Origin of the sequence: Nitratireductor aquimarinus (assembly GCF_017255295.1) — a bacterium.
Taxonomy (GTDB): domain Bacteria; phylum Pseudomonadota; class Alphaproteobacteria; order Rhizobiales; family Rhizobiaceae; genus Nitratireductor; species Nitratireductor aquimarinus.
Window position 1 is genome coordinate 1 of sequence record NZ_JAFKDE010000010.1, and the last position, 21,708, is coordinate 21,708.

Consider the following 21,708-nt stretch of genomic DNA (forward strand, 5'->3'; position numbering starts at 1 on the left):
ACTCCAGGAGGAAAGCCGTGAGTTGGGCAATCGAGATGAAGGACTATTCTCAGCGGCGGGCCTGTGCCCTGGTTGGCATTGCGCCGCGCGTCTTCCGTTACCAGTCGAGCCGGCCGGACGATGCCGGCCTTCGACAGCGATTGCGTGAGCTATCGTCGGAACGACGGCGGTTCGGTTATCGTCGCCTGCACCTGCTTTTGAAGCGGGAGGGCATCGCGGTGAACTGGAAGAAGCTCTATCGAATCTACAAGGAAGAGCGGCTGACAGTGCGCAAACGCGGCGGCCGCAAGCGAGCTTTGGGCACGCGAGCGCCGATGGCGATCCCGCGGGATCCGAACCAGAGATGGAGCCTCGACTTCGTATCGGACACGCTGGTCGACGGCCGCCGCTTCCGCATCCTGTGTGTCATCGATGACTTCAGCCGGGAATCCCTGGCAACGGTGGTCGATAACTCACTCTCGGGTGAACGTGTGGCCCGCGAACTGGATGCGATCGCCGAACGGCGCGGCTACCCCTGCATGGTTGTCAGCGACAACGGCACGGAGCTGACGTCCAACGCCATGCTCGCCTGGCAGCAGGATCGCAGCGTCGAATGGCACTACATCGCGCCGGGCAAACCCATGCAAAACGGTTTTGTGGAGAGCTTCAACGGCAGGCTGAGGGACGAGTGCCTCAACGAGCACCTGTTCCGCAGCTACCGGCATGCCCGCGAGATCATCGAAGAATGGAGGATCGACTACAACCTGAACCGACCCCACACCAGCCTCGACGGGCTCACCCCGAACGAGTTTGCAACCCGGTCACGAATGGACCACAACGTGAACAGCGCTAGCCTGTGAACGGGTACATTCAGGGGAGCAGGTCACCCCGCCTCTGCTTTTCAGCGAAGGGCAGGTTTCGAGCCGCGCCAATCGCTCCCCTCAATCCCACCCCTTCAACCCCAGGAGCTTCTCCCCCAGCTCCGTAAGCTTCGCCGTTTTCGCGTTCTTCTTCTCCCATTCGCGTGGGTCGCCGGGGAAGGCGTCGCGTTTGGGGTGGTCGCGTTCGCGCCACAGGCGGATGCGTTCGCGCCGTTCTGCCTCGTTCTCGAACTCGGCCGGATGCATCGACACATATTGCGCCATCCGCACCCGGTCCTTCGAATGGTTGGGCCGCACGCCATGCGCCAGAAGCGAGTTGAAGATCAGGAGGTCGCCGGCTTCCATGTCGATATTGGTGATCGAAAGGCCCGTTATGTCCGGGTGCATCGGGTCGCGGTCGGCGGGCTGGGTCTTCACCCATTCGTCAAAATGCTCGAACAGTTCGGGAATGCACTGGAACCCGCCCACATCGCCGTCCTGCTTCTTCAGGCTCAGCACGCCCTGAACGCCGATGGGCAGCGGGCGGAGCGAGGTGTCGGCGTCCCAGTGGATGAAGCCGTCAGGATTGCCGGGGATCTTCTTCGGCACGTTCAGATTGGCGCGGTCGATGGTCACCCACAGATCTTCGCGGTCCCATATGTCCACGAAGGCGTCATAGATGCGCGGCTCCATGCGGTTGTCCCACAGATACTGGTGATTGTAGATCTCCAGCATGCCGGTGTTGTTGAGCTCCTTCATCTTGTGCGCGCGGCGCTGCGGGGCATACCAGGTGGAGGGATCGTTCGGGTCTTTCTCGTCGAACGCCCACAGGAGTTCCGTCAGCCGCTCGACATTCTCACGCGGCACGGCCTGCCGAACGATCACATAGCCTTTGGTGATCCAGTGCTGCCAGTCGTCCTTCGAGAGAACGCGCAGCGGCAGGGTCTTCTCGATGTCCTTTAGCTGTGATCCGACCTTGGTCGACGAGGGATGCGCATCGCGCTTGATGGCTGCTTCCTGCATGGCTTCCTCCCAGATATCCTGCCTTGCAAGCCTAGCGCGCTTGCGCGGGCGGTGTTGTACTCACATGGCCGATATTGATACTATTCTGGCGTCATGGCCTGTGAGTGCGCTCTATGAGACCGTTTCTGGAAAAACTGCCCGCCATTCCCGGCGCGTCGTGGAGCCTGTTGAACCGGCGGCTGGAGGAGGGCATTCCCTTCGAATGGCACCACCATCCCGAATATGAGTTGACGCTGACGCTTAATTCTCAGGGGCAGCGTTTTGTCGGCGATCATGTGGGCGAATATGGCGATGGCGATCTGGTTCTGGTGGGCGCGAACCTGCCGCACACCTGGGCCTCGCGCACCAGACCGGACCCCGCGCACCCGCATGTGGCGCTGGTCATGTGGTTTCGCCATGAATGGGCGCAGGCGCTGGGCGAGGGGTTTGCCGAGTTGCGGCCCATTGCCGGGCTTCTGGCGCGGGCGGAGGCGGGGCTCGCCTTTTCGCCGCAGGCGGCGGCGCGCGCCCGGCCACTGATCGAGGCGCTGTTCGAGGCGGAGCTGGCCGAGCGCTTTCTGGCGCTGGTGCGGGTGCTTCTGGTTCTGGCCGGCGATGACGGGGCCGCGCCGCTGGCGGGCACGGTTGCCGCCCGTGATCTCGACAGCGCCGACCGCGAGCGCATCGACCGCGTGCTGCTCCACATTCATAGGCATTATGCCGCCGGCATCGCCAATGAGGAACTGGCCGGGATCGCGGCGCTCAGCCCGTCCGGCCTGCATCGGCTCTTTCGCCGCCACATGCGCACCAGCATTTCAGACTATGTGATGCGGCTACGCATCGGCGAGGCGTGCGCCCGGCTTTCATCCGGCGATCAGCCCATCGGCCATGTGGCCGAGGCCGTTGGCTATCGCGCTTTGGCCAATTTCAACCGCCAGTTCAAGGCGCTGCGCGGCATGACGCCACGCGCCTATCGCGCACTCTTTCGCGGCTGATGGGTGGGGGGGGGCTGTGGGCTTTCGGGGAAGGCGAGCACTGTGAAAGGTCTGATACGCCATCAGTGATGCACTGTGCATGATGGCGCGTTGCATTAATGTCGTGCGTGGTTCGACAAGCTCACCATGAGGGAAGGGTGGGGCTTTGCAGAAGAGTCTGGCTCCGGGACTGCAGTGATTAACCCAGCCCTCATGGTGAGCTTGTCGAACCACGCACAACGCTGCTGCCGCTAATCCAACACGCCTGGAAATCCCCATAGATCCCAAGTCGTGGCACCCGACCGGGCCAATCGCGCCCTAACGCCCATAAGGCGAAACACACGCTCTGCGCGCCCCTTTATAAGGCTGGAACGTGTTGTCGTGCGCGCGGTAGGAGCGATAGCGGTCGTGACACCAGGCAAGATGCGTCGCGCGGGCGTCGTGGCCGGGATAGGCCCGCCTTGCGGTGCTGCGCTGTTCCGGCTGCCGTTCATACCGCCAGTGAAAGCTGCGCGCGCCATGGCGCGGGCGCAGGATCGGCCGGCCGGGTCCGTAGACATCGTTGAAGCCGTAGAATTCGCCGGCGAAGCGGCCATGGGGATCGTGCCAGCGTGACCAGAAGGGCGCCGCGCGGTCGCGCCAGCGGCGTTCGTGGGGGCAGCGCTCGCGCCAGTGCCGGCGGTGTGCTTCGCCAAGCGTGAGCTGCATGCGGCCCGGAAACAGCCGGCGCATGGCGCGGCGCTCGTTCCAGCCATCGGCCCAGTCATCGACCCAGTCATCGGCGCAGGCGCGGTCCGCATCCGCCCAGCCGACGAGGCTGCCGGCAGAAGTCGCCTCCACACCGAGCAGGCAAAACAGGGCAATCAGGATAAGTCTCAGATGAAACATGAGGCGCAACTCCAGGGTGACGTCCTGAAGCCTATGCGTGCCGTTTCGATTTAAAAGTCTGATTGTATTCAGACTTTTTGAAAATTCAGATTGCCCGGGTGAACGAAAAATGGCGCAGCTTTCGCCGCGCCATTTCGTGTTCCGTCAGACCGGTGCCCTAGCGGTAATAGGGCGAGATGCAGCGCTTGCGCGGGCCGTGATAGGGCTGGAACGTGTTGTCCGACGCGCGATAGGAGCGGTAGCGGTCATAGCACCAGTTCACATGTGCGCGCGAAAGCCTTACCGGCCGGCGATACTGCGGCGGGCGCACATAGCGCGGACGGTAGTAATACGGGGCAGGGCGGCCGAACTCGAAATAGAAGCCGGCGCTTGGGCCCCGTCTGTGCCAGTCGCGGCGATTGTGGCGGTGCCGCCATTTGCGACGGTCATTGTGCCTGCGCCAGTTCCGGCGGTCGCGGCGGTCAACCTGCACGACGGGCGCCTGCGTTGCAGAGCGCTCGACCGCGTTTGTCGTCGCGCTGCCGGCAATGCCCAGTGCATTGGCGTTGGCCGGTGCGCCGATGACGGCGAAGCCTAACGCAAGCAGCCCTGAACAGGCGATGTTGACGAGATTGCGTTTCATGATGGTCTCCTGTTTTCAGGCGCCCCCAAGATGCCCTTCAACCCCATTTTTCAAGAATTGTTGCATGTGCTGATGGTATCATAACCAATCATATCCACCATGAACGCGTGATGAATGAGACGGTTGCGAGACGGGTTCGTAAAAACGCGGGCTTGTATTCATCGCCATGCCGGTTAAACGTGCTTGCATGTCCCTCCGCCTTGCCACATTCAACGTCGAAAACCTGATGAACCGGTTCGATTTCTCCGGTTTCCGCAATGATCTGCGCAGGGATCGCGCCCTCGCGCTCTATGAGATTGAGGACGAGGCGCATTACCGTGCGCTTGAACAGGCCCGCGCCATTGCGCTGACGGATGATGCGCGCCAGCTGACGGCGCTGGCCATTGCCGCAACGCGCGCGGACATTCTGTGCCTTCAGGAGGTCGACAATCTCGCGGCGCTCAAGGCGTTCGAATATGGCTATCTGTTCAAGATGATCGGCAATGGCTACCGGGAGAAATATTCCGCTTCCGGCAATGATTCCCGCGGCATTGATGTGGCGGTGATGATGCGGCCGGAAACGGCGCATGGCCAGCCCATCGAGTTCGTGCGCATGACCAGCCATGCGCATCTGACCTTCGCCGATCTCGATCTGCACAATGAGGAACTGGCCGAACTTGGCATTGAGCCGCATGAGCGCATTTTCCGGCGCGATTGTCTGGAGCTGGACATCAAGGTCGGTGGCCGGCCGCTCACGCTTTATGTGGTGCATTTCAAGGCGATGAGCCCGCCGCGCAATGGCATGGACGGGCGCACGGCTTCCATGCCGGTGCGCATGGCCGAAGCGGCGGCGGTGCGGCACATCATCGAGCAGCGTTTTGGCGGTGCTGAACGGGCGGCGGAAAAGCGCTGGGTCATTTGCGGCGATCTCAACGATTATCGCGAGCGCGTCATCATCACCGGTGAGGCGCATCTGGGCTATCGGTTCGAGCCGGCGACGGAAGAACAATCGAGCGTCAATGCGCTGACCGCGGGCGATTTCTGCGAAAACCTCGTGGAGCGTCGCCCGGAAATGGACCGCTGGACGCTCTATCACACGCGCGGGCCGGAAGAGCGGCATCTGTGCCAGCTCGACTATCTTCTGGCGTCGCGGGCGCTCGCCCGCCACAACACGCGGGCCGTGCCGGAGATCATCCGCGCCGGCCAGCCCTGGCGCACCATCTTTCCGCCCGAGCAGGATGTGCCGCGTTTCCCGCGCGTCGGCTGGGACCGCCCCAAGGCATCCGATCATTGCCCGGTCGTGGTTCAGCTCGACATCGCCTGATCGAGAGCGTTTTTGCGCAATTCCGGACGGAAATCCGGTGTCCACTTTTCCCAAAATTGCTCTATTCGTGCCGCAGGGCCTCGATCGGTTCGAGCCGCGCGCCGCGCAGCGCCGGGAAAAAGCCGAAAACGATGCCGATGGCGATGGAGATGGCCGTGATAGCGGCAATGTCGGCAAGGCCGGGCGCGAAGTGCACCCCCATGAGTGTGGTCACGCCCCATGCGATGGCGAGCCCAAGCGCTATGCCGGTCAGCCCGCCCAGCAGCGACAGCACGCAAGCCTCGGTCAGAAACTGCACCAGAATGTCCCGCTGACGCGCGCCTATCGCCATGCGGATGCCAATCTCCCGTGTGCGCTCGGTGACCGAGACCAGCATGATGTTCATGATGCCGATGCCGCCCACCAGAAGGCTGATGGCGGCGATAGCGCTCAGAAAGGCCGTGATGCCGCCGATGAATTCATTCGTCTGCTGGATGTATTCCGCCATGTCTTCGACCTGAAAATCGTCATTGCGGCCGGGGCCTATGCGGCGCAGATTGCGCATTTCCTGCGTGATCTGGGCTTTCAGCGGTTCGATTGCGGCCTGGTTTGGCGCATTGATCAGTATTTCATCGATTTGCGACTTGCCGCTGAGCCGGGTCTGGAACAGGCCGAGCGGGACATAGACCTGCATGTCCTGCTGGCCGGAGAAGGAAGAGCCTCTCGCGCTCAACTCGCCGACCACCCTGCAATGCGCCGGGCCGATCCTGATGCGCGCGCTTAGCGCACTCTCCTGGCCGAACAGCGCTTTTGAAACCTGGCTGCCGATAACGCAGACGCTGGCGCTGCTCTCGGCTTCCACTGGTGAAAAGAGGCGACCACGTCCAAGCTTCCATTCGCGTTGCAGGAAGTGGTTTTCGCTGGCGCCCGTGACCTGCGCAGAAACGCTTCGCGCACCAAAAGAGGCGCGCATACTGGTCGTGGCGACGGCCGCGACAATGGCCTGACTGCCAATGGCCTTTTCAAGGCCGTTGAAATGCGCACTGGTGAGTGGTTTGGCCTCGTTTATCACCGGAGCCGAGGGATCTGGCCGTTCGCCTGCGAACACGAAGATGAGGCGGCTGCCCATATTCGCCATTCCCGCATTTATGTGTTCGCGTGCGCCTCCGCCGATGGTGAGAAGCGCGATCACTGCGGCAACGCCGATGATCACACCAAGAAGCGTGAGCAGCGAGCGCAGCTTGTTGCGAGCGATGGAGCGCAGCGCAAGCAGAATCGACTGCATCAGCATGACGCCGCATCCCCCGTGGCGCTGTCGAAGGCGATGCGCCCGTCGCGAAACCCGATCCGCCGACCGGCGAATGCCGCGATGTCCGGCTCATGCGTCACCATCACGATTGTGAGCCCGTGTTCGCGGTTGAGCGCGGTCAGAAGCTCCATGATCTCATGGCTGCGTTCGGTGTCGAGATTGCCGGTCGGCTCGTCCGCCAGAAGGAGTGTGGGTTCAGAAACCAGTGCGCGCGCAATCGCCACGCGCTGCTGCTGTCCGCCGGAAAGCTCGTTTGGTGTGTGGTGGCCACGGCCTTCAAGCCCCACTTGCAGGAGCGCTTCTTCCGCGAGTTCCTGCCGGGTGCGCCCTGGCAGGCCCCGATAGATAAGGGGGAGCTCGATGTTTTCCAGCGCCGTGGTGCGGGGCAGGAGATTGTAGCCCTGGAAGACGAAGCCGATATGCCGGTTGCGCAGGTCGGCGCGGCGGGGCTTGTCGAACGTGCCGGCATCTTCGCCCATGAAGTGGTACGCGCCACCCGTCGGCACGTCGAGCGCGCCCAGAATGTTCATCGCGGTCGATTTTCCCGAGCCCGAGGGGCCGGTCACCGCCACGAAGGAGCCACGGGCAATGTCAAAGCTCGCGCCGGCCAGCGCATGCACCTGCGTGTCGCCTGCCCCATAGCTGCGCCAGACGGCCTCGAAGGCGATGAGCGGCGTGCGAGCGCTTTCGGCGTCCATCGCTATTGCGTGTGCAGCGCATCGCCGGTGATGACGCGCTGCCCCTCAGTCAGGCCGGAAAGAACCTCCGCTTTCTCCCAGTTGCGCACCCCGAGCTCCACGCGCACGGGCTGCGGCTCTCCATCGTCTCCGAGCACATGAACGAGCGCCTTGCCCGGTGCGTCTTCGGCGTTCGTTTCCTCGGAGCTTTCGGGCTCAACCGTCTGCGGCCGATAGCGCAGCGCGCTGGTGGGGATCAGAAGCGCATTTGTCGTTTCGTCGGTGGTGATCGAAACGGATGCGGTCATCCCCGGCCTGAGCTTCAGATCGTCATTGCGCACATCCAGATTGGCTTCATAGGTCACGAGATTGTTTTCGCGCCGGTGTGCGAACGACACGTCGCGGATCGTCGCCCTGAAGGTGCGGTCGGGATAGGCGTCCACCAGGAAGGTTGCTTCCTGTCCCTCGGCAATCGATCCGATATCGGCTTCGTTCACCTTGGCGATGAGTTCCATCCTTTCCAGATCCTCGGCGAGGATGAACAGAACGCTGTCTTCCGAAGATGCATAGACGGTGCGGCCGGGTTCGGCCTTTCTCGCCAGCACGATGCCATCAATGGGCGAGCGGATCCTGCTGCGGCTCAGGTCGAAGCGCCGGAGTTTCAGATCCACCTGCTTGACCGCAAGATCGGCCTTGGCTGTCTCGACGCGGTTGGCGGCGCGGTTTCGCTCGGCCTGCACGTCTTCCAGCTTCTGCTCGCTGAGCGCATTGCGATGGCGCAGCGCCTTTGCGCGGGTGAGCTTCTGGTCGGTTTCTTCAAGGGCGATCAGCGCATCGGAAAGGCCCGCCTCGGCGGCTTCGACCAGTGCGGCCGAGCGCTCCAGCTCATACTCGAATATGGTGGAATCAAGCTGGATGAGGATATCGCCGCGTTTCACGCGCTGGTTCTGCATCACGGGGACGGACTGCACCGTTCCTTTCAGCTCACTGGAGATCTGGATCTGCGTGCGCGGCCGCAAGACGGCGGTCGTTGCCACGCGCGCCACCAGATCGCCGCGTTCCACCGGCTGGCTCATATAGCCTGCCATGGTCTGGCCGGATTGCGCGCCGGCGAAAAACCATGCGCCGGTCGCAACAAGCCCGGCGACTGGCAGCGCTAGCGGCCATCGGCGTTTTTTTCTCTGGGAAGGCTTGGCTTTTTGGCTAGTGCCTCGAACATGCGTCGATGCGATCCCCTGTGGATCGCTGCCTGTCTTTTTCATGGACCCATCGCAGCATTGAGCGCGCGCCTATGACGTTAACGTGGTAACAGGAAAGTGGACAAAAGATGGCAGGAAACTGGACGAGAGCACTCTTTCGCTCCGGGCAGTGCATTTTTATCTGGAGGCAGGATGAACGGGCGAAACTATTATATTTATGACGTTTTTTCCGCCGAGGCCCTCACGGGAAACCCGCTGGCCATCGTTCTTGACAGCGAAGGACTGGACGATGCGGCCATGCAGCGGATCGCCGGCGAGTTCAATCTGTCCGAGACCGTGTTCGTCTTTCCGCCTGACGAAAAGAACCACGCCGCCAGACTGCGCATCTTCACGCCGGGGTGTGAACTGCCCTTCGCCGGCCATCCCACGGTGGGCACGGCCATTGCCCTGGCAGAACGGGCGGGCGAAGGGCAGGAGAGCGCGCAGACTTCGATCCTGATGCTGGAAGAGACGGTCGGGCCGGTGCGCTGTGCGGTGTCGCTTGGCGCGCAGGCCGCTTATGCCGAGTTCGACCTGCCGAAGCTTCCCGAACCCGTGGCAGGTTCTTTTGAGCCGGAGGCGGTGGCGGCCGCACTTGGGCTCGGCCATCACGAGATCGGTTTTGAGAACCACGTTGTTGGCGTGTGGAGCGCTGGCGTTCCCTATGTCTGCGTGCCGGTCGCCAATCTCGATGTGGCCGCGCGCGCCAGGTTCGATCCGGCGCTCTGGTCCTCTATGGTGCCGGAGCTGAACGGGCGCGTGGCCAATCCCTATGTCTATTGCCGCGAGACGGTGAATCACGATCACGCCTTTCATGCCCGCATGTTCGGCAATGATCTGGGAATCAGTGAAGACCCGGCCACGGGATCGGCCGCAGCAGCCTTTGCCGGCGCAATAATGCGCCATGACGCGCTTGTGGACGGCGCGCACGGCTTTCTGATCGAGCAGGGGCTGGAAATGGGCCGTCCATCGAGCATACGCCTTGAAATTGAAGCGTTTGCGGGCCGTATAGAGGCTGCCCGGATCGGTGGCCAAGCGGTTCGCGTGGCGGAGGGAAGGCTGTTCATTTGAGAAAAGTGACAAACCCGTGTCAGAGTGTCTTGCCAGCTTGAGAAAAACCCTTTAAGGAGCCGGTCATTCGGTTGACAGCAACTTCTTCGCCGCACGGATCGGTCGGGTGATTAGCTCAGTTGGTAGAGCAGCTGACTCTTAATCAGCGGGTCACAGGTTCGAGCCCTGTATCACCCACCATATTTTCCTTCGAAGTTGAAAAAGCACCGCTTTTTGGGTCTTCGCCGCATGTTTGTGGCCAAGCTCCGATCACATCCAACTATGGACGTTGCAGCCCCTTTGGCGACATTATAGAGATTGTGGAACCAATCCTTGATCGAGCCGGGCAGGCGTGAGCAGAGACGACGACACAGACATGCAGACAGTGCGCCGCGCAGAGATGCTGGCGGTGCTCAGGCGGCGCGGTATTGCCTCCGAAGCGGTTCTGGACGCCATGGCGCAGGTGCCGCGCGAACGCTTCGTTCCCGATCATCTCGCCGAACTCGCCTATGAAGACGGGGCCCTGCCCATTGGCGACGGGCAGACCATTTCCCAACCCTATATCGTTGCCCTGATGACGGAAGCGGCGGAGCTCGGGCCTGAAAGCCGGGTTCTCGAAGTGGGCACGGGGTCTGGCTACTCCACCGCAATCCTCTCTCTGCTCGCCGGCCACGTCTTTTCGGTCGAGCGACATGACACGCTTGCCACAGCCGCCCGCGAGCGGCTGGAGACGGGCGGTTATCTCGACAATGTCACGCTTTCCGTGGGCGATGGAACGCTCGGGCTTCCCGAGAAAGCGCCGTTTGATGCGATCATCATCGCTGCGGCCGGGCCACGTGTGCCGGAGGCGCTGCGCGCGCAGCTTGCCAGGGGCGGGCGGCTGATCATGCCCGTCGGCTCCGCCTCCGGTCCCCAGAAGCTGACATGCGTTACGCGGGACGGGGAGGAGAACTTCCGCACCGAGGATCTCGCGCCGGTGTCCTTCGTGCCGCTCATCGGCGCACAGGGCTGGCAGCGCTGAGGCGGTCTCACGCGCGTGTATTCGTACGCGTTCGATAAAATTGAAACGGTGTGGAACCTTTGCGGGGCGTGTGTGTTCTTGCTCCAGGCGCGCGCCCCACCATCCCCCCCGACCCGAACCATGCGCGCCGATTGCCGGCCAGTTTTCTGGCCGGCTTTCTTTTTGCTCTGTCGACGACTTGGCGTCCTGACCCTAGTAGTCCTTCTCGAAGAAGATGCCGACGCTTGAATCGCCATCGGAGCCGAGCGAACCGCGCGCTTTCAGGTCTTCGGTGATGTCCAGATTGACCGTACCGCGCGTCGTGCCCTTCGCACCGGCCTCCACGCCCAGATAGATGTTGTCCTGGATGTAGCGCCCGGCGCGCACCGCCGCGTTGCCTTCGCTGTCGGTGATCACATCCAGATCATCAAGCCCGGTGGCGTTGCGCAGCGAGCCGAGAAGCGACGTGTTGGCGCCGCCGGCAAGCTCCGCCGCCGCTGCGGCCAGCTGTGCGATCTGCACAGCCGAAAGCTCGTTCACGCCGCGATTGAAGATCAATCGGGCGAGCACTTCGTCTTCCGGCAGCTCCGGCTGTGAGGAGAACGAGATGTTGAGATCCGAAACACGGCCACGAACATTGATGAAGACGATGATGTCATTGCCGCGCGAGCGGGCGACGAAGTTGAGCTGCGGGTCGAGATCGCCAACCAGCGTGACTTCGCCTTCATCGAAGGTGATACGCTGGCCGATGATGGAGAGACGGCCGCGAATGAGCTTGAAGCCGCCGACCGGCTGGATGTTGGTGACCGGGCCGGTGAGGCGGACCGAACCGCCAAGCTCGGCGTCGAGGCCGCGGCCGCGCACGAAGATGCGGGCAGGGGCCGTGACATTGACGTTCAGCCGCATGACGCTCGGTCGCGCGGTCGGCATCGGCGTGCCGTCATCGGCGCGGGCGCGTTCAAGCGTGAGCGCCACCTCGCGGGGCGGATCGACATGGCGCACATTGATGGCGGCAGCGCCGCCGCCCAGATTTTCCGGGACGATGATCTCGGCGCGCTCGATATTGACCTCGCCGGCCAGAAGCGGGTCGCGGGTGAGGGCGCCGGTCAGCGACAGCGCGCCATCCACCGTGGCGGTAACCATCTCGCCATCCGTGTGGCGGGCATTGTCGAGGCTGATCCGCAGATCGGCGGGGAAGCCGGCCTGGGCATTGGTCGAGACCGATCCCGAGACGGAAACCCGGCCGCCGGCGGCAAGTGCTGCCGAGCCTTCGGTGATCGACACGCGGTCGCCCGTCAGCGTGGCGGCAAGCCGCACATCATTGACGCGCAGATTGGTGAGCGGATCGACGGCTGCTGCATTGGCGGTGGAGATCGTGCCGTTGATCACCGGATTGGAGAGAGCGCCCGAAACACGCACATCTGCCGTCGCTGTACCGGAAAGCTGCGTCCCGCGCGTCGCAAGCATGCGGTTGGCGATGGACAGCGGCGCGGTGCCCGACACATTGATGCCGAGGCCCGAGCCGGAAAGGGGCACGCTGCCGCTGGCCTGAATGGCGAGGCCATTGGGGTCATTGGCGGTGAGGCTTGCAAGCCGCACCGTGTTGCGGGCGAAGCTGCCATTGGCGGCAAGCTGCAGCGGGCCGAGGCCGGCGCTTGCCAGCGGCGCTGCATTCAGGCCGGAGGCGCGGACATCGAAGCGCGCTTCAGGCGCATTGAGCCTGCCGGTCACGCGGGCATTGCCCGTCACCTGGCCGGCCAGGTTCTGTCCCTTCACAACGCGGTTGAGCGCGGCCAGCGGGAAGGCGTTCAACGCCACATCCATGGCAAGCTGGCTGTCATCGAAGGGCACGACGCCCCTGGCGGAAGCGTTGAGACCTTCGGGACTGGTGATGCTGGTGTTCACATTGAGGCGGTTGCCGTCCGTCGTGCCGGAGGCGTCCACGGTCAGCATGCTCAGGCCGGCCTGCTGAAGCATGGAGGAGGTGATGCTGCGGCCAGCAACATCGAATGTGACCATCGGCTTCGCGCGTGTGCCCTTGATGTCGGCTTTGCCGTTCAGCGTACCGCCGAGACCGAGATCCGGCTGGATCGTGTTCGCGATGGAGAGCGGCACATTGGCGAGGTCGACGGCCAGGTCGAGGCTATTGGCAACCTTGCCGCTGGCCCTGATGCGACCGCCCGCAACGTCTATTTCCAGCGGGTCGAGCGTGTAGCTTGAGCCCTGAACCAGCAGGGAGGTGGCGTTGACGAGACGCGCGCTAATAGCTCCCTGATTGAGTGTGAGACGGTCGAGGCTCACCCGAAAACCTTCGCCCTCGGGCGCGAGCGCTCCCTTTGTGGCGAGCTTCGTGCCCTGATCGAGAAGGGCGGAGCCTTCAAACTGCGTGGCGTCGCCTTCCTGCCGTGCACTGGCGTCCAGCCGCGTGATGCCGATGCCACCGGCGGTGATGTCGTCGGCAGAGATCTCGCCCACCGCTGCGGGCACGCCGAACAGATCTTCGATCGTGGCGGCGATCTCCGCGTTCGAGACGCGCGTCTGATCGATCTCAAGATTGCGGACCGTCGCATTGATGTCGGCCGTCTGGCTGTCATTCACCGGTGAGAGCGAAATTTCGGCGTTCACGCTGCCGCTCGCCTCGCGCAGCAGCAGTGCTGCGGCGGTGGAGATGTCAGCGGCGTCAATGTTCAGCCGACCGTCGATCAGGTTCTTCTGAACATCCTGAATGACATTGCCCGTTGCGCTTGCGCCGCCGGCGCGGAAGCTCAGTTCCGTCAGCTGGCGCTGCGTGTCGTCAATCACGATGTGGCTCGCCAGTTCAACGCGTTCGCCGGCGAGGAAGGCCGTGCCGTCCACCTGACCGGTGAGCACCTGCTTTTCCAGCTGCCCGGTGAAGCCAAGCGCGGCTTCGGTCAGTGCGCGGCCCGCGAGGCTGCCGCTCGGGGCGTCGGCCTTGAAGGTCAGGTTGATGCGTCCTTCCGCGCCCTGGGCGCGGCCGGTGGCCGTCAGGCGTCCCGAAGCCTCCTTCGAGAGGAGCGCCATGTCTTCCAGAGCGGCGTCGAAGGTGAAATTGGCCTTGCCGGTGGCGAAATTGCCGTCGGCGTTCAGCGTCAGCTGGTCGTTGGCCAGGCGCAGCTTGCGCGCCGTCAGCCCGTCGGCGCCGCGCGCCACGCCGCCATCAATGCGGGTCGTGCCGGCCAGAAGATTGCCCGCCATCTCGTTTTCGATGCGCAGATCGGTCGCCGTGCCATCAAGGTCGAGATCGAATGCGCCGCTGATCGGGCGCACCGTGCCGCTTGCCTTGAGGTCGACCGCGCCTGCAAGTTCCTGATCGGCAAGGCCGGAGAAGGGCGCGATGTCCTCGGCGCTGAGCAGGATGTCGCCGGTAAAGGCGAACTCATCGATCTGTCCGCGCAGGGCGGTTTCCAGCCCGTTGCCCGAAATGCTGGCATTCTCCAGCATGACCGGATTGCCGGCCCGCCAGTCCCCCTTGACCGCGATATCCAGCGCATCGCCCAGCGCTTTGGCGATCTTGGCCTGCTTTGCGGTGATGCCGGAAAGGCCGCCATCGACGTCAAAGCTGATGCGGCGGTTTTCTGCATTGTTCAGGTTCTGGGCAAGCCCGCCCATGGTGAGCTCCGTGCGGCCGGCAGCGAATTCCGAGGTCTGAAGACCGTCAATCGCCAGATTGCCGCGCCAGCGCTCGGAGCCGGCTTCGCCAAAGGTCACATTGAGGTTTGCCGTCTGCAACGAGGTTTCGCCGCCCGAAACGGGCAGGAGGACGCGCTTGCCATTGGGGTCGGCCACGCTGGCGCTCAGCGAAAGAGCGGTCAGGAAGTGGTCGCTGCCGGTTTCGGCTGCTGCCTCGATGCGCATGGAGGCGCTGGAGATCTGAAGGTTCTCAAGCAGAACGCCGCCGCCCGTCTTGGACACGCCGCTCACATTGATATGTGTGCCTGCGCCGAAGAAGTCACGGAACTGGGCCGGAACCAGCCGGCCGATGGCGCCGGCGAGCCTGGCCGAGAAGCCAAGGCCCTCGTCACGCTCGCGGAGACGCGCCGTGCCGCCAAAGGCGGGCACGCCATCGGCTTCCAGCGCCAGCTTGATGTCCAGATCGCTGAGCGGGCCGTTGCCGGCAATGGTCAGTTTCAGCGGCGGGCGTCCCTGCACGTTAAGCAGGTTGGCGACAACGCCGTCTGCGGGCTCGTCGAGCACGAGGTCGAGGTCGAGAACTTCCGTTTCGTTTGAGAAAGCCGCCTTCAGGGCGAACTGCCCGCCGGGGCCATCTAGGCGCTTGACGTCGAAATTCGTGTCCAGCGTTCCGCTGGCAATTCTGAGCGCACCGGTGAGCGACAGTTCGGCGGCGAGGCCGAACACATCGTGGCCGAAGGTTGCCTTCGGGATTTCCAGCTGTTCCAGATTGATCGCCAGCGGCAGTTCGGGAACCTGGAACGAGCGCGATTCAGGGGAGGGCAGGGCCGTTTCATCCGGCAGTGGCCGGCGCGTCACCTCGATGCTCTCTGCGGCGAGCCTCTGTACCTCAAGGCGCTGCCGCAGAATCAGGGTCGAGCGGCTCCAGTTGATCGACGCATTCTGAAGGCGAAGCCAGACGCCTTCGCGGTCGGCGATGGTGATCTCGCCAATGGTCGCCTGCGAGGAGAGCGCCCCGCGAATGCCCGAAATGCGGATCTGCCGGTTCGGTGTTGAGAGCTGGTTTTCAAGCAGCCGCGTCAGGAAAGAGCGCTCCTCTTCGGGCGTGCTTTCGCTCGGCGTGTCCTGCGCCATGGCCGGCAGCAGGAGGAGAAGGAGGCTGAGGGCGGCGAGGAGGCGGATCAAAATGCTTGTCCTATCCCGACATAGAAGGCGACGCTCGGATCGTCGTTGCGCCGGTCAAGCGGCACGGCGACATCCAGGCGCACGGGGCCAAGAGGTGTGAGGTAACGCAGGCCGGCGCCGACGCCGATCCTGACATCCTGATTGAAGTCCGGGAACGATTCAGCGCCGACCAGACCGGCATCGACAAAGCCGACAAGGCCGATACTGTCGGTCACGCGGGCGCGCAGTTCGGCCGATGCCTCCATCAGAGAGCGTCCGCCAGCCACGCCATTGGGCGTGTCGACACCGATATTGCGATAGGCATAGCCGCGCACCGAACCGCCGCCGCCTGCGAAGAACAGCTTGTCGGGCGGGGTTTCGGAAATGGGGGCGCCCACGAGTGAACCGAGCTTGGCGCGGCCGGCCGCCACAAAGCGCCCGTCGCTGCCGAAATCGTAATAGGCCCGGCCTTCCAGCATCATGCGTGCCGCCAGATTGCCGTATTCCATCTCGTAGAACGGGTCGAGCGAGGCTTCAGCGAAGAAGCCTTCCGTCGCGTCGGCAGGATTGTCGCGGCTGTCATAGGTGACCGTGCCCGAAAGCCCCACCGTCAGGAAATCGCGTGTGCCGAAATCGTCGTCGAAGCGCGCCCGGTCCACATTCGCAAAGAGGCTGCCCGAAAGCTCTTCGTTGAATTCATGGTGGAAACCGGCCTGCGCGGTCACGCTGGTGCGGGTGTAGCGCTCCAGAACCTCGCGGTCGCCGAAGACGGACGCCTGAAAGTCCGTGTCGGGCGTGTAGACGCCGGGTTTGGTGAACGATGCGCCAACCCGATAGGTCAGGTCTTCCGGCTTGAACGTGTTGCCGATGCCCAGCACCTTGCCTTCGAAGCGCAGGCGCTCGGCACGGCCGAACAGATTGCGGTGCATCCAGTAGGCTTCCACGCCGAGACCGTCGAGCGTGGAATAGGTGCCGCCCACGCCAAAGCGGCGCGGCAGACGTTCCTGAACGCTGACCGAAAGAGGCAGGGAACCATCCTGCTTGATCTCTTCTGCTTCCTCGATGCGGGCGGAACGGAACACATCAAGCCTTGCAAGGCGCTTTTTGGCGCGTTCCAGATCGTTTGGATTGTACTCGCGTCCGGGAACGATGCCTGTCTGGCGCGCCACGAACTCCGGGTCCATGCGCTCGGTCCCGCTGACCGATACCTCTCCATAGACGGCGCTGCGGCCGGGCTCCATGGTCAGAACCGCATCCACCGTGCTGGTCCTGTGCTCTGCCGTCACCTGCTGGTTGCCGATTTTCGCCTTTGGGTGCCCCTGATAGCGCCAGGCTTCGACCGCCAGGCGTCCGGCTTGGAGGATCGTTCCCGAACGGGCAATTTCGCCGGTGAGGAAGCCTTCCCTGGCCGGGTCTTCGACGCGGTCCCTGCGCCTTTTGGCAGGCGGGGCCTGATTGATGATCTGTGCCTGTCCGAAGCGGAAGACAGGGCCGGGGTCCACCTCGACCCGCACATTGGCCGGATTGGCAATGTTTGCGTCGATGGGGAGTTCGGAGACTTCCCTGCCGTCGATCGTGATCGTGATCGAACCGCCATAGAGCGCTGATCCATAGAGCGTGTTCAGGATGCGGCGGTAATCGCCGCGCGCCCTGACGATGAGGCCGGCAGCGCCGGAGGCCGGTCTTTCGCGGTCGGTCCATAGAGTTGAAGAACCCTTGAGCGACTTTTCGACATCCTCGAAACCATAGGGAACGACGAAGTCGACCGTGTAATTCCACGGTTCGCCAATGGTCTCGCTTTCCTCGGCGACCTTGTCCTTGCCAAAGAGCTTGATGCCGAACAGCTCGAAAGCGTCGGCGGGAGCGGTCGTGAAGGCGAGCATGAGCGAGAGCGCAAGAGGCCCCTGCAAACGCCGACCCATCGACGACTTGACGTCGATCCTACTCAAACCCGTCTCCCATTCTCGAGCCGAGTGTCGGCCATCGGTCTTGCCGTGACGTTAACGTCTCACGCTCTCACTGTGCAGAATATCGAGGTTAAATCACAAACAACGATCACGGCCAATGCAGCTAGTCGGCTGTCTCGAGAAAATGTGGCTTAAAGCCGGCGTTATTTGAAGTGAAGCCGAATTGAGACCTACGAAATGAGAAGGTGGTTGTCTGTCCGTGGCCAATTCAGGGTTGCCGGGGGCGGTTCAGGCAATCGCAATACGTTTGTTTTCAAGGAGAGGCACGTGTCGAATGGCACAAAAACCACGCAGGCCGGAACCCCGGAATACCCAGGGCGAATCGTTGTCGCCGGAAGAAGCAGAAGCGCTCGGAAGCCCTGCTGCGCTGATGGAGCCAGACATCAGAGAGCCTGATCTGACGCGAGCCATCCCCCGAAACAGAAAGCCCCGGCGCGCCATTCCCGCCAAATCCTCCCCGCCGAAAGCCGCCCCCTTTCACAGTGCTTCCGAGACCTCTGCTTCCGCAGAGCCCGCTTCAAGGAGTGCCCGGCCCGTGAAATCCGCTGCAGCATCACGCTCGGGTTCCCGCAAAAAGGTGACGGCATCACGCAAAGGCTCGGCTTCGCGAAGCAGTTCGGCTTCGAGGGAGGCGGTCTACATTGTGGATGGCGCGCGCACGCCTTTTTTGAAGGCGCGCGGCAAGCCCGGCCCCTTCTCCCCCGTGGACCTGGCGGTTCAGTGCGGACGTGCGCTTCTTGCGCGCCAGCCCTTTGCTGCGGACAGTCTCGAACGGGTGATCCTGGGTTGTGTCAACGTGCCGGTCGACGAAATGAATCCTGCGCGTGTCGCAGCGCTGCGGCTTGGCATGGGCGACGCCATGCCCGCCTTTACCGTACAGGTCAATTGCGGGTCGGGCATGCAGTCCATCGACACCGCTTTCCGCACCATACAGTCCGGCAGCGCGAATCTTGTTCTGGCTGGCGGGGCGGAAGCAATGTCGCACGCGCCTCTGGTCTGGTCTCGGGAAGGGGCTGCGTGGTTCAGCCGATACTCCCGCGCGACCTCTTTTCTGGGGAAGCTAAGGGCTCTGAAGGCTTTCGAAATGCGCCTGCTGAAGCCGGTTGTCGGGCTGGAGCGTGGGCTGACAGATCCCGTCACTCTGCTCACCATGGGGCAGACAGCCGAGAAGGTCGGACATTTGTTCAACATCTCCCGAGAGGCAGCGGATGCCTATGCGGCTGAAAGCCATCAGCGGCTGGCCAAGGCGCAGACAGGCGGGGCGCTGGCGCGTGAGATCGTGCCGCTGGTTGCCGGCGATGGCGAGATGTTTACCGCGGATGATGGTGTCCGGCCCGAAACCTCCGTCGAGGATCTGGCCCGGCTTGGTCCGGCGTTTGAAAAGCCCCATGGGCGGGTCACAGCCGGCAACGCATCCCAGATTACCGATGGCGCATCCTGGCTGATCCTCGCATCGGAGGCCGCCGTCAAAAAGCACGGTCTGACGCCGCTCGCGCGCATCGTCGACAGCGAATGGTCGGGGCTCGATCCCTCCATCATGGGGCTTGGGCCGACGCTGAGCACAACCGCACTCCTGCAGCGTCAGAAGCTGACGCGCAGCGATATCCATTTGTGGGAGTTGAACGAGGCCTTTGCCGCGCAGGTGCTTGCCTGCCAGGCCGCCTGGGAGGATGTGGACTACTGCCGCAACGTTCTGGGGCTTGAACGGGCATTCGGACGCATCGACCGCAACCGGCTGAATGTGGATGGCGGGGCCATCAGCCTCGGTCACCCCGTCGGCGCCAGCGGCAACCGGATCGTTCTCCATCTTGTCAACGCCATGCGGAAGAAGGGGCAGAAGCGGGGCATCGCGACAGAGTGCATCGGCGGCGGACTTTCCGGGGCCATGCTTGTGGAGGTCGGATAATGGCTGAAAAGAACATGCCCGCGAGCGAAAACATGATCCGTCGTCAGTTGACGCTCGGACATGGTCTGAAGAAAATCCAGAAGAAGAAACACTGGTCCTTGTCGAAGGATGCCGGTGACATCGCGTGGCTGGTCCTTGATCGGGAGGACGAAAACACCAACACGCTCTGCGAAGATGTGCTGGTGGAGCTCGACGCGCTTCTGGAGAAGATCGAAGCCACTGCGCTCGCTGCGCTTGTCATCCGGTCAGCGAAGACCGGTGGCTTCATTGCCGGGACCGACATCCGCGAGTTGCAGGGGATGACGGAGGCGGTTGAAGCGGAAGCGCGCATGAAGCGTGCGCATGCGATCATCGACCGTCTGGCCGCTTTGCGGATCCCGACCATCGCCGTGGTTCATGGCCACTGTCTTGGCGGCGGGCTGGAGCTCGCGCTTGCCTGCAAACACCGCATCGCCATTGAGGGAGCGACGTTCGGCTTTCCCGAAATATCTCTGGGGCTTCATCCGGGGCTCGGCGGCAGCTTCCGTCTTCCCGCGCTGATTGCGCCGGGCGAAGCCATGAAGATGATGCTGGATGGCAAGCCGGTCGATGCAGGGAAGGCCCGTGAACTGGGTCTTGTCGATACCGTGGTTGAAGAGCGCCACGTGGCCAGTTCCATAGAGGCGCTTGTCTCGCGCAGGCTGAAGCCGGCCAGGCCGGGGTCCGGCCTCTCGCGCCTCAGCGCCGTTTCGCCCTTCCGGCATCTGGCGGTCCGCAAGATGCGGTCTTCTGTGGCGCGGCAGGTGCGGGAGAAGGACTATCCGGCGCCCTATCGCCTGATCGATCTATGGTTGCGAAATGGCGGTCGCAAATCAGCCATGCAAGCCGGCGAGATACGGTCTTTCGCCAGGCTTCTTTCCGGAGCCACGGCGCAAAATCTGATCCATGTGTCCTTTTTGCGCGAGCATTTGAAGGCGAGTGGCGGGGGAGAAAGCGGTATCGCGCATGTTCACGTCATCGGCGCGGGAGCGATGGGGGCAAACATTGCCGCGTGGTGCGCGTCGCGGGGGCTGCGTGTCACGCTGTCGGACACTGACGAGAAGGCGCTGACAGCGGCCATTGAACGCGCGGCCAGACAGTTTGGGGAATGGCTCCACTCAGGCACGGAGCAGCGTGCGGCATTCGACCGGCTGATCCCGGATTTCGCTGACGACGGCCTGCGTCACGCGGATCTGGTCATCGAGGCGGCCGCAGAGAAACTGGACGTCAAACGCAAGCTTCTAAAAGCGGTCTCTTCCGGCATGAAGAAAGACGCGGTTCTGGTTTCCAGCACGACGAGCCTCTCGCTCGATACACTGCTTGGCGTCGTTTCCTCTCCCGAGCGTGTCGCCGGGCTGCATTTCTTCAATCCGGTATCTCAAGTGGAACTGGTGGAGGTTGTCTCGCACAGCCGGGTGTCACGCACGGTGAAGGAACGGCTCATGGCCTTCTGCGGCTCAATCGATCGTCTGCCGGCGCCCGTCCGCAGTTCGCCGGGCTTTCTCGTCAACCGGGCACTTTCCGCCTATCTTGGTGAAGCCTTTGTGATGCTGGAGGAAGGGGTTCGCAAGGAGAGCCTCGACGAGGCGGCAGAGGATTTCGGCATGGCCGTCGGTCCCGTAGAACTTGCTGACCGGATAGGGCTGGACATCTGTCTTGAGGTTGCGCGGGCGCTCAATCCCAAGCGCGGCAAAGCGCAGCAGACAGGCCCAAAATGGCTGGAAACCCTGGTTGCCGAAGGGCGTACCGGCATAAAAACGGGAAGCGGCCTCTACGAATATGACAAGTCGGGTCGCCCGAAGAAGAAGAGCAATCGTCTCACGCCACATCCGATGATTACGGACCGGCTGATCCTGCCAATGCTCAACAGCTGTGCGGCCTGTCTGCGCGAAGGTGTCGTGGCCGATGAGGAAACGCTTGAAGCCGCGATGGTGTTCGCGGCGGGCTTCGCTCCGTTCCGGGGCGGCCCGCTGACCTATGCCCGTCGGCGGGGGTGTGCAGAGATCGTCTCGACACTCGAACGCCTGCAGGAAAAATATGGTGAGCGTTTCACCCCCGATCCTTACTGGCTGAAAATTGCAGCGTCACCCCGCGCCATGTCGTGAGAGCCGCAATCGTGTG

Annotated in this window: 15 protein-coding genes and 1 tRNA gene; 8 read left to right on the forward strand and 8 right to left on the reverse strand. The window is 63.0% G+C overall.

Annotation, left to right across the window (positions count from 1 at the left end):
* Positions 1 to 839: IS3 family transposase (locus JYP46_RS17265; RefSeq protein ID WP_206548809.1), on the forward strand; the 839-nt coding region annotated here is incomplete at its 5' end.
* 81 nt (positions 840 to 920) lie between these two features.
* On the opposite strand, the gene JYP46_RS17270 is transcribed toward JYP46_RS17265, so the two are convergent.
* Positions 921 to 1,862 (reverse strand): phytanoyl-CoA dioxygenase family protein, encoded by a 942-nt coding sequence (locus JYP46_RS17270; protein WP_206548810.1) that lies wholly within the window; start codon positions 1,860 to 1,862, stop codon positions 921 to 923.
* Between the two features lie 113 nt (positions 1,863 to 1,975).
* On the opposite strand from JYP46_RS17270, the gene JYP46_RS17275 reads away from it, so the two are divergent.
* On the forward strand, positions 1,976 to 2,836 hold the full coding sequence (locus JYP46_RS17275) for a helix-turn-helix domain-containing protein (RefSeq protein WP_206548811.1): 861 nt from the start codon (positions 1,976 to 1,978) through the stop codon (positions 2,834 to 2,836).
* Between the two features lie 297 nt (positions 2,837 to 3,133).
* Here JYP46_RS17275 and JYP46_RS17280 read toward each other — a convergent pair whose 3' ends face one another.
* On the reverse strand, positions 3,134 to 3,703 hold the full coding sequence (locus tag JYP46_RS17280) for a BA14K family protein (protein WP_222474223.1): 570 nt from the start codon (positions 3,701 to 3,703) through the stop codon (positions 3,134 to 3,136).
* Between the two features lie 157 nt (positions 3,704 to 3,860).
* On the reverse strand, positions 3,861 to 4,325 hold the full coding sequence (locus JYP46_RS17285) for a BA14K family protein (protein ID WP_206543852.1): 465 nt from the start codon (positions 4,323 to 4,325) through the stop codon (positions 3,861 to 3,863).
* Between the two features lie 187 nt (positions 4,326 to 4,512).
* Here JYP46_RS17285 and JYP46_RS17290 point away from each other — a divergent pair, with 187 nt between their 5' ends.
* The gene (locus JYP46_RS17290; protein WP_113156364.1) at positions 4,513 to 5,628 is read left to right on the forward strand and encodes an endonuclease/exonuclease/phosphatase family protein; all 1,116 of its coding nucleotides are present in this window, start codon (positions 4,513 to 4,515) and stop codon (positions 5,626 to 5,628) included.
* 61 nt (positions 5,629 to 5,689) lie between these two features.
* Here JYP46_RS17290 and JYP46_RS17295 read toward each other — a convergent pair whose 3' ends face one another.
* The 3 genes from JYP46_RS17295 to JYP46_RS17305 are packed head-to-tail and all read right to left on the reverse strand — an operon-like array spanning position 5,690 to position 8,681.
* Positions 5,690 to 6,898, reverse strand: a complete 1,209-nt coding sequence (locus tag JYP46_RS17295; RefSeq protein ID WP_206548812.1) for an ABC transporter permease — start codon at positions 6,896 to 6,898, stop codon at positions 5,690 to 5,692.
* Positions 6,892 to 7,614, reverse strand: a complete 723-nt coding sequence (locus JYP46_RS17300; protein WP_206548813.1) for an ABC transporter ATP-binding protein — start codon at positions 7,612 to 7,614, stop codon at positions 6,892 to 6,894. The genes JYP46_RS17295 and JYP46_RS17300 overlap by 7 nt, the downstream gene beginning before the upstream one ends.
* Before the next feature lie 2 nt (positions 7,615 to 7,616).
* On the reverse strand, positions 7,617 to 8,681 hold the full coding sequence (locus tag JYP46_RS17305; protein WP_206548814.1) for an efflux RND transporter periplasmic adaptor subunit: 1,065 nt from the start codon (positions 8,679 to 8,681) through the stop codon (positions 7,617 to 7,619).
* A gap of 303 nt (positions 8,682 to 8,984) precedes the next feature.
* On the opposite strand from JYP46_RS17305, the gene JYP46_RS17310 reads away from it, so the two are divergent.
* From JYP46_RS17310 to JYP46_RS17320, 3 genes are all read left to right on the forward strand, one after another.
* Positions 8,985 to 9,902, forward strand: coding sequence for a PhzF family phenazine biosynthesis protein (locus JYP46_RS17310; protein ID WP_206548815.1), 918 nt, complete (start codon positions 8,985 to 8,987; stop codon positions 9,900 to 9,902).
* A 104-nt stretch (positions 9,903 to 10,006) separates the two neighbouring features.
* Positions 10,007 to 10,082, forward strand: a tRNA-Lys gene (locus JYP46_RS17315).
* Positions 10,083 to 10,257: 175 nt separating this feature from the next.
* A complete protein-coding gene (locus JYP46_RS17320; RefSeq protein ID WP_206548816.1) occupies positions 10,258 to 10,902 on the forward strand; it encodes a protein-L-isoaspartate(D-aspartate) O-methyltransferase in 645 nt (214 codons plus the stop codon).
* A gap of 192 nt (positions 10,903 to 11,094) precedes the next feature.
* Here JYP46_RS17320 and JYP46_RS17325 read toward each other — a convergent pair whose 3' ends face one another.
* The gene (locus JYP46_RS17325; RefSeq protein ID WP_222474224.1) at positions 11,095 to 15,717 is read right to left on the reverse strand and encodes a translocation/assembly module TamB domain-containing protein; all 4,623 of its coding nucleotides are present in this window, start codon (positions 15,715 to 15,717) and stop codon (positions 11,095 to 11,097) included.
* Positions 15,714 to 17,618, reverse strand: coding sequence for an autotransporter assembly complex protein TamA (locus tag JYP46_RS17330; protein ID WP_206544306.1), 1,905 nt, complete (start codon positions 17,616 to 17,618; stop codon positions 15,714 to 15,716). Before JYP46_RS17330 ends, JYP46_RS17325 begins: the two co-directional genes overlap by 4 nt.
* Before the next feature lie 622 nt (positions 17,619 to 18,240).
* Between JYP46_RS17330 and JYP46_RS17335 the strand changes: the two genes are divergently transcribed.
* A complete protein-coding gene (locus tag JYP46_RS17335) occupies positions 18,241 to 19,569 on the forward strand; it encodes an acetyl-CoA C-acetyltransferase (RefSeq protein WP_412033243.1) in 1,329 nt (442 codons plus the stop codon).
* Positions 19,569 to 21,692 (forward strand): 3-hydroxyacyl-CoA dehydrogenase NAD-binding domain-containing protein, encoded by a 2,124-nt coding sequence (locus JYP46_RS17340; protein ID WP_206548817.1) that lies wholly within the window; start codon positions 19,569 to 19,571, stop codon positions 21,690 to 21,692. Before JYP46_RS17335 ends, JYP46_RS17340 begins: the two co-directional genes overlap by 1 nt.
* Positions 21,693 to 21,708: the final 16 nt, after the last annotated feature.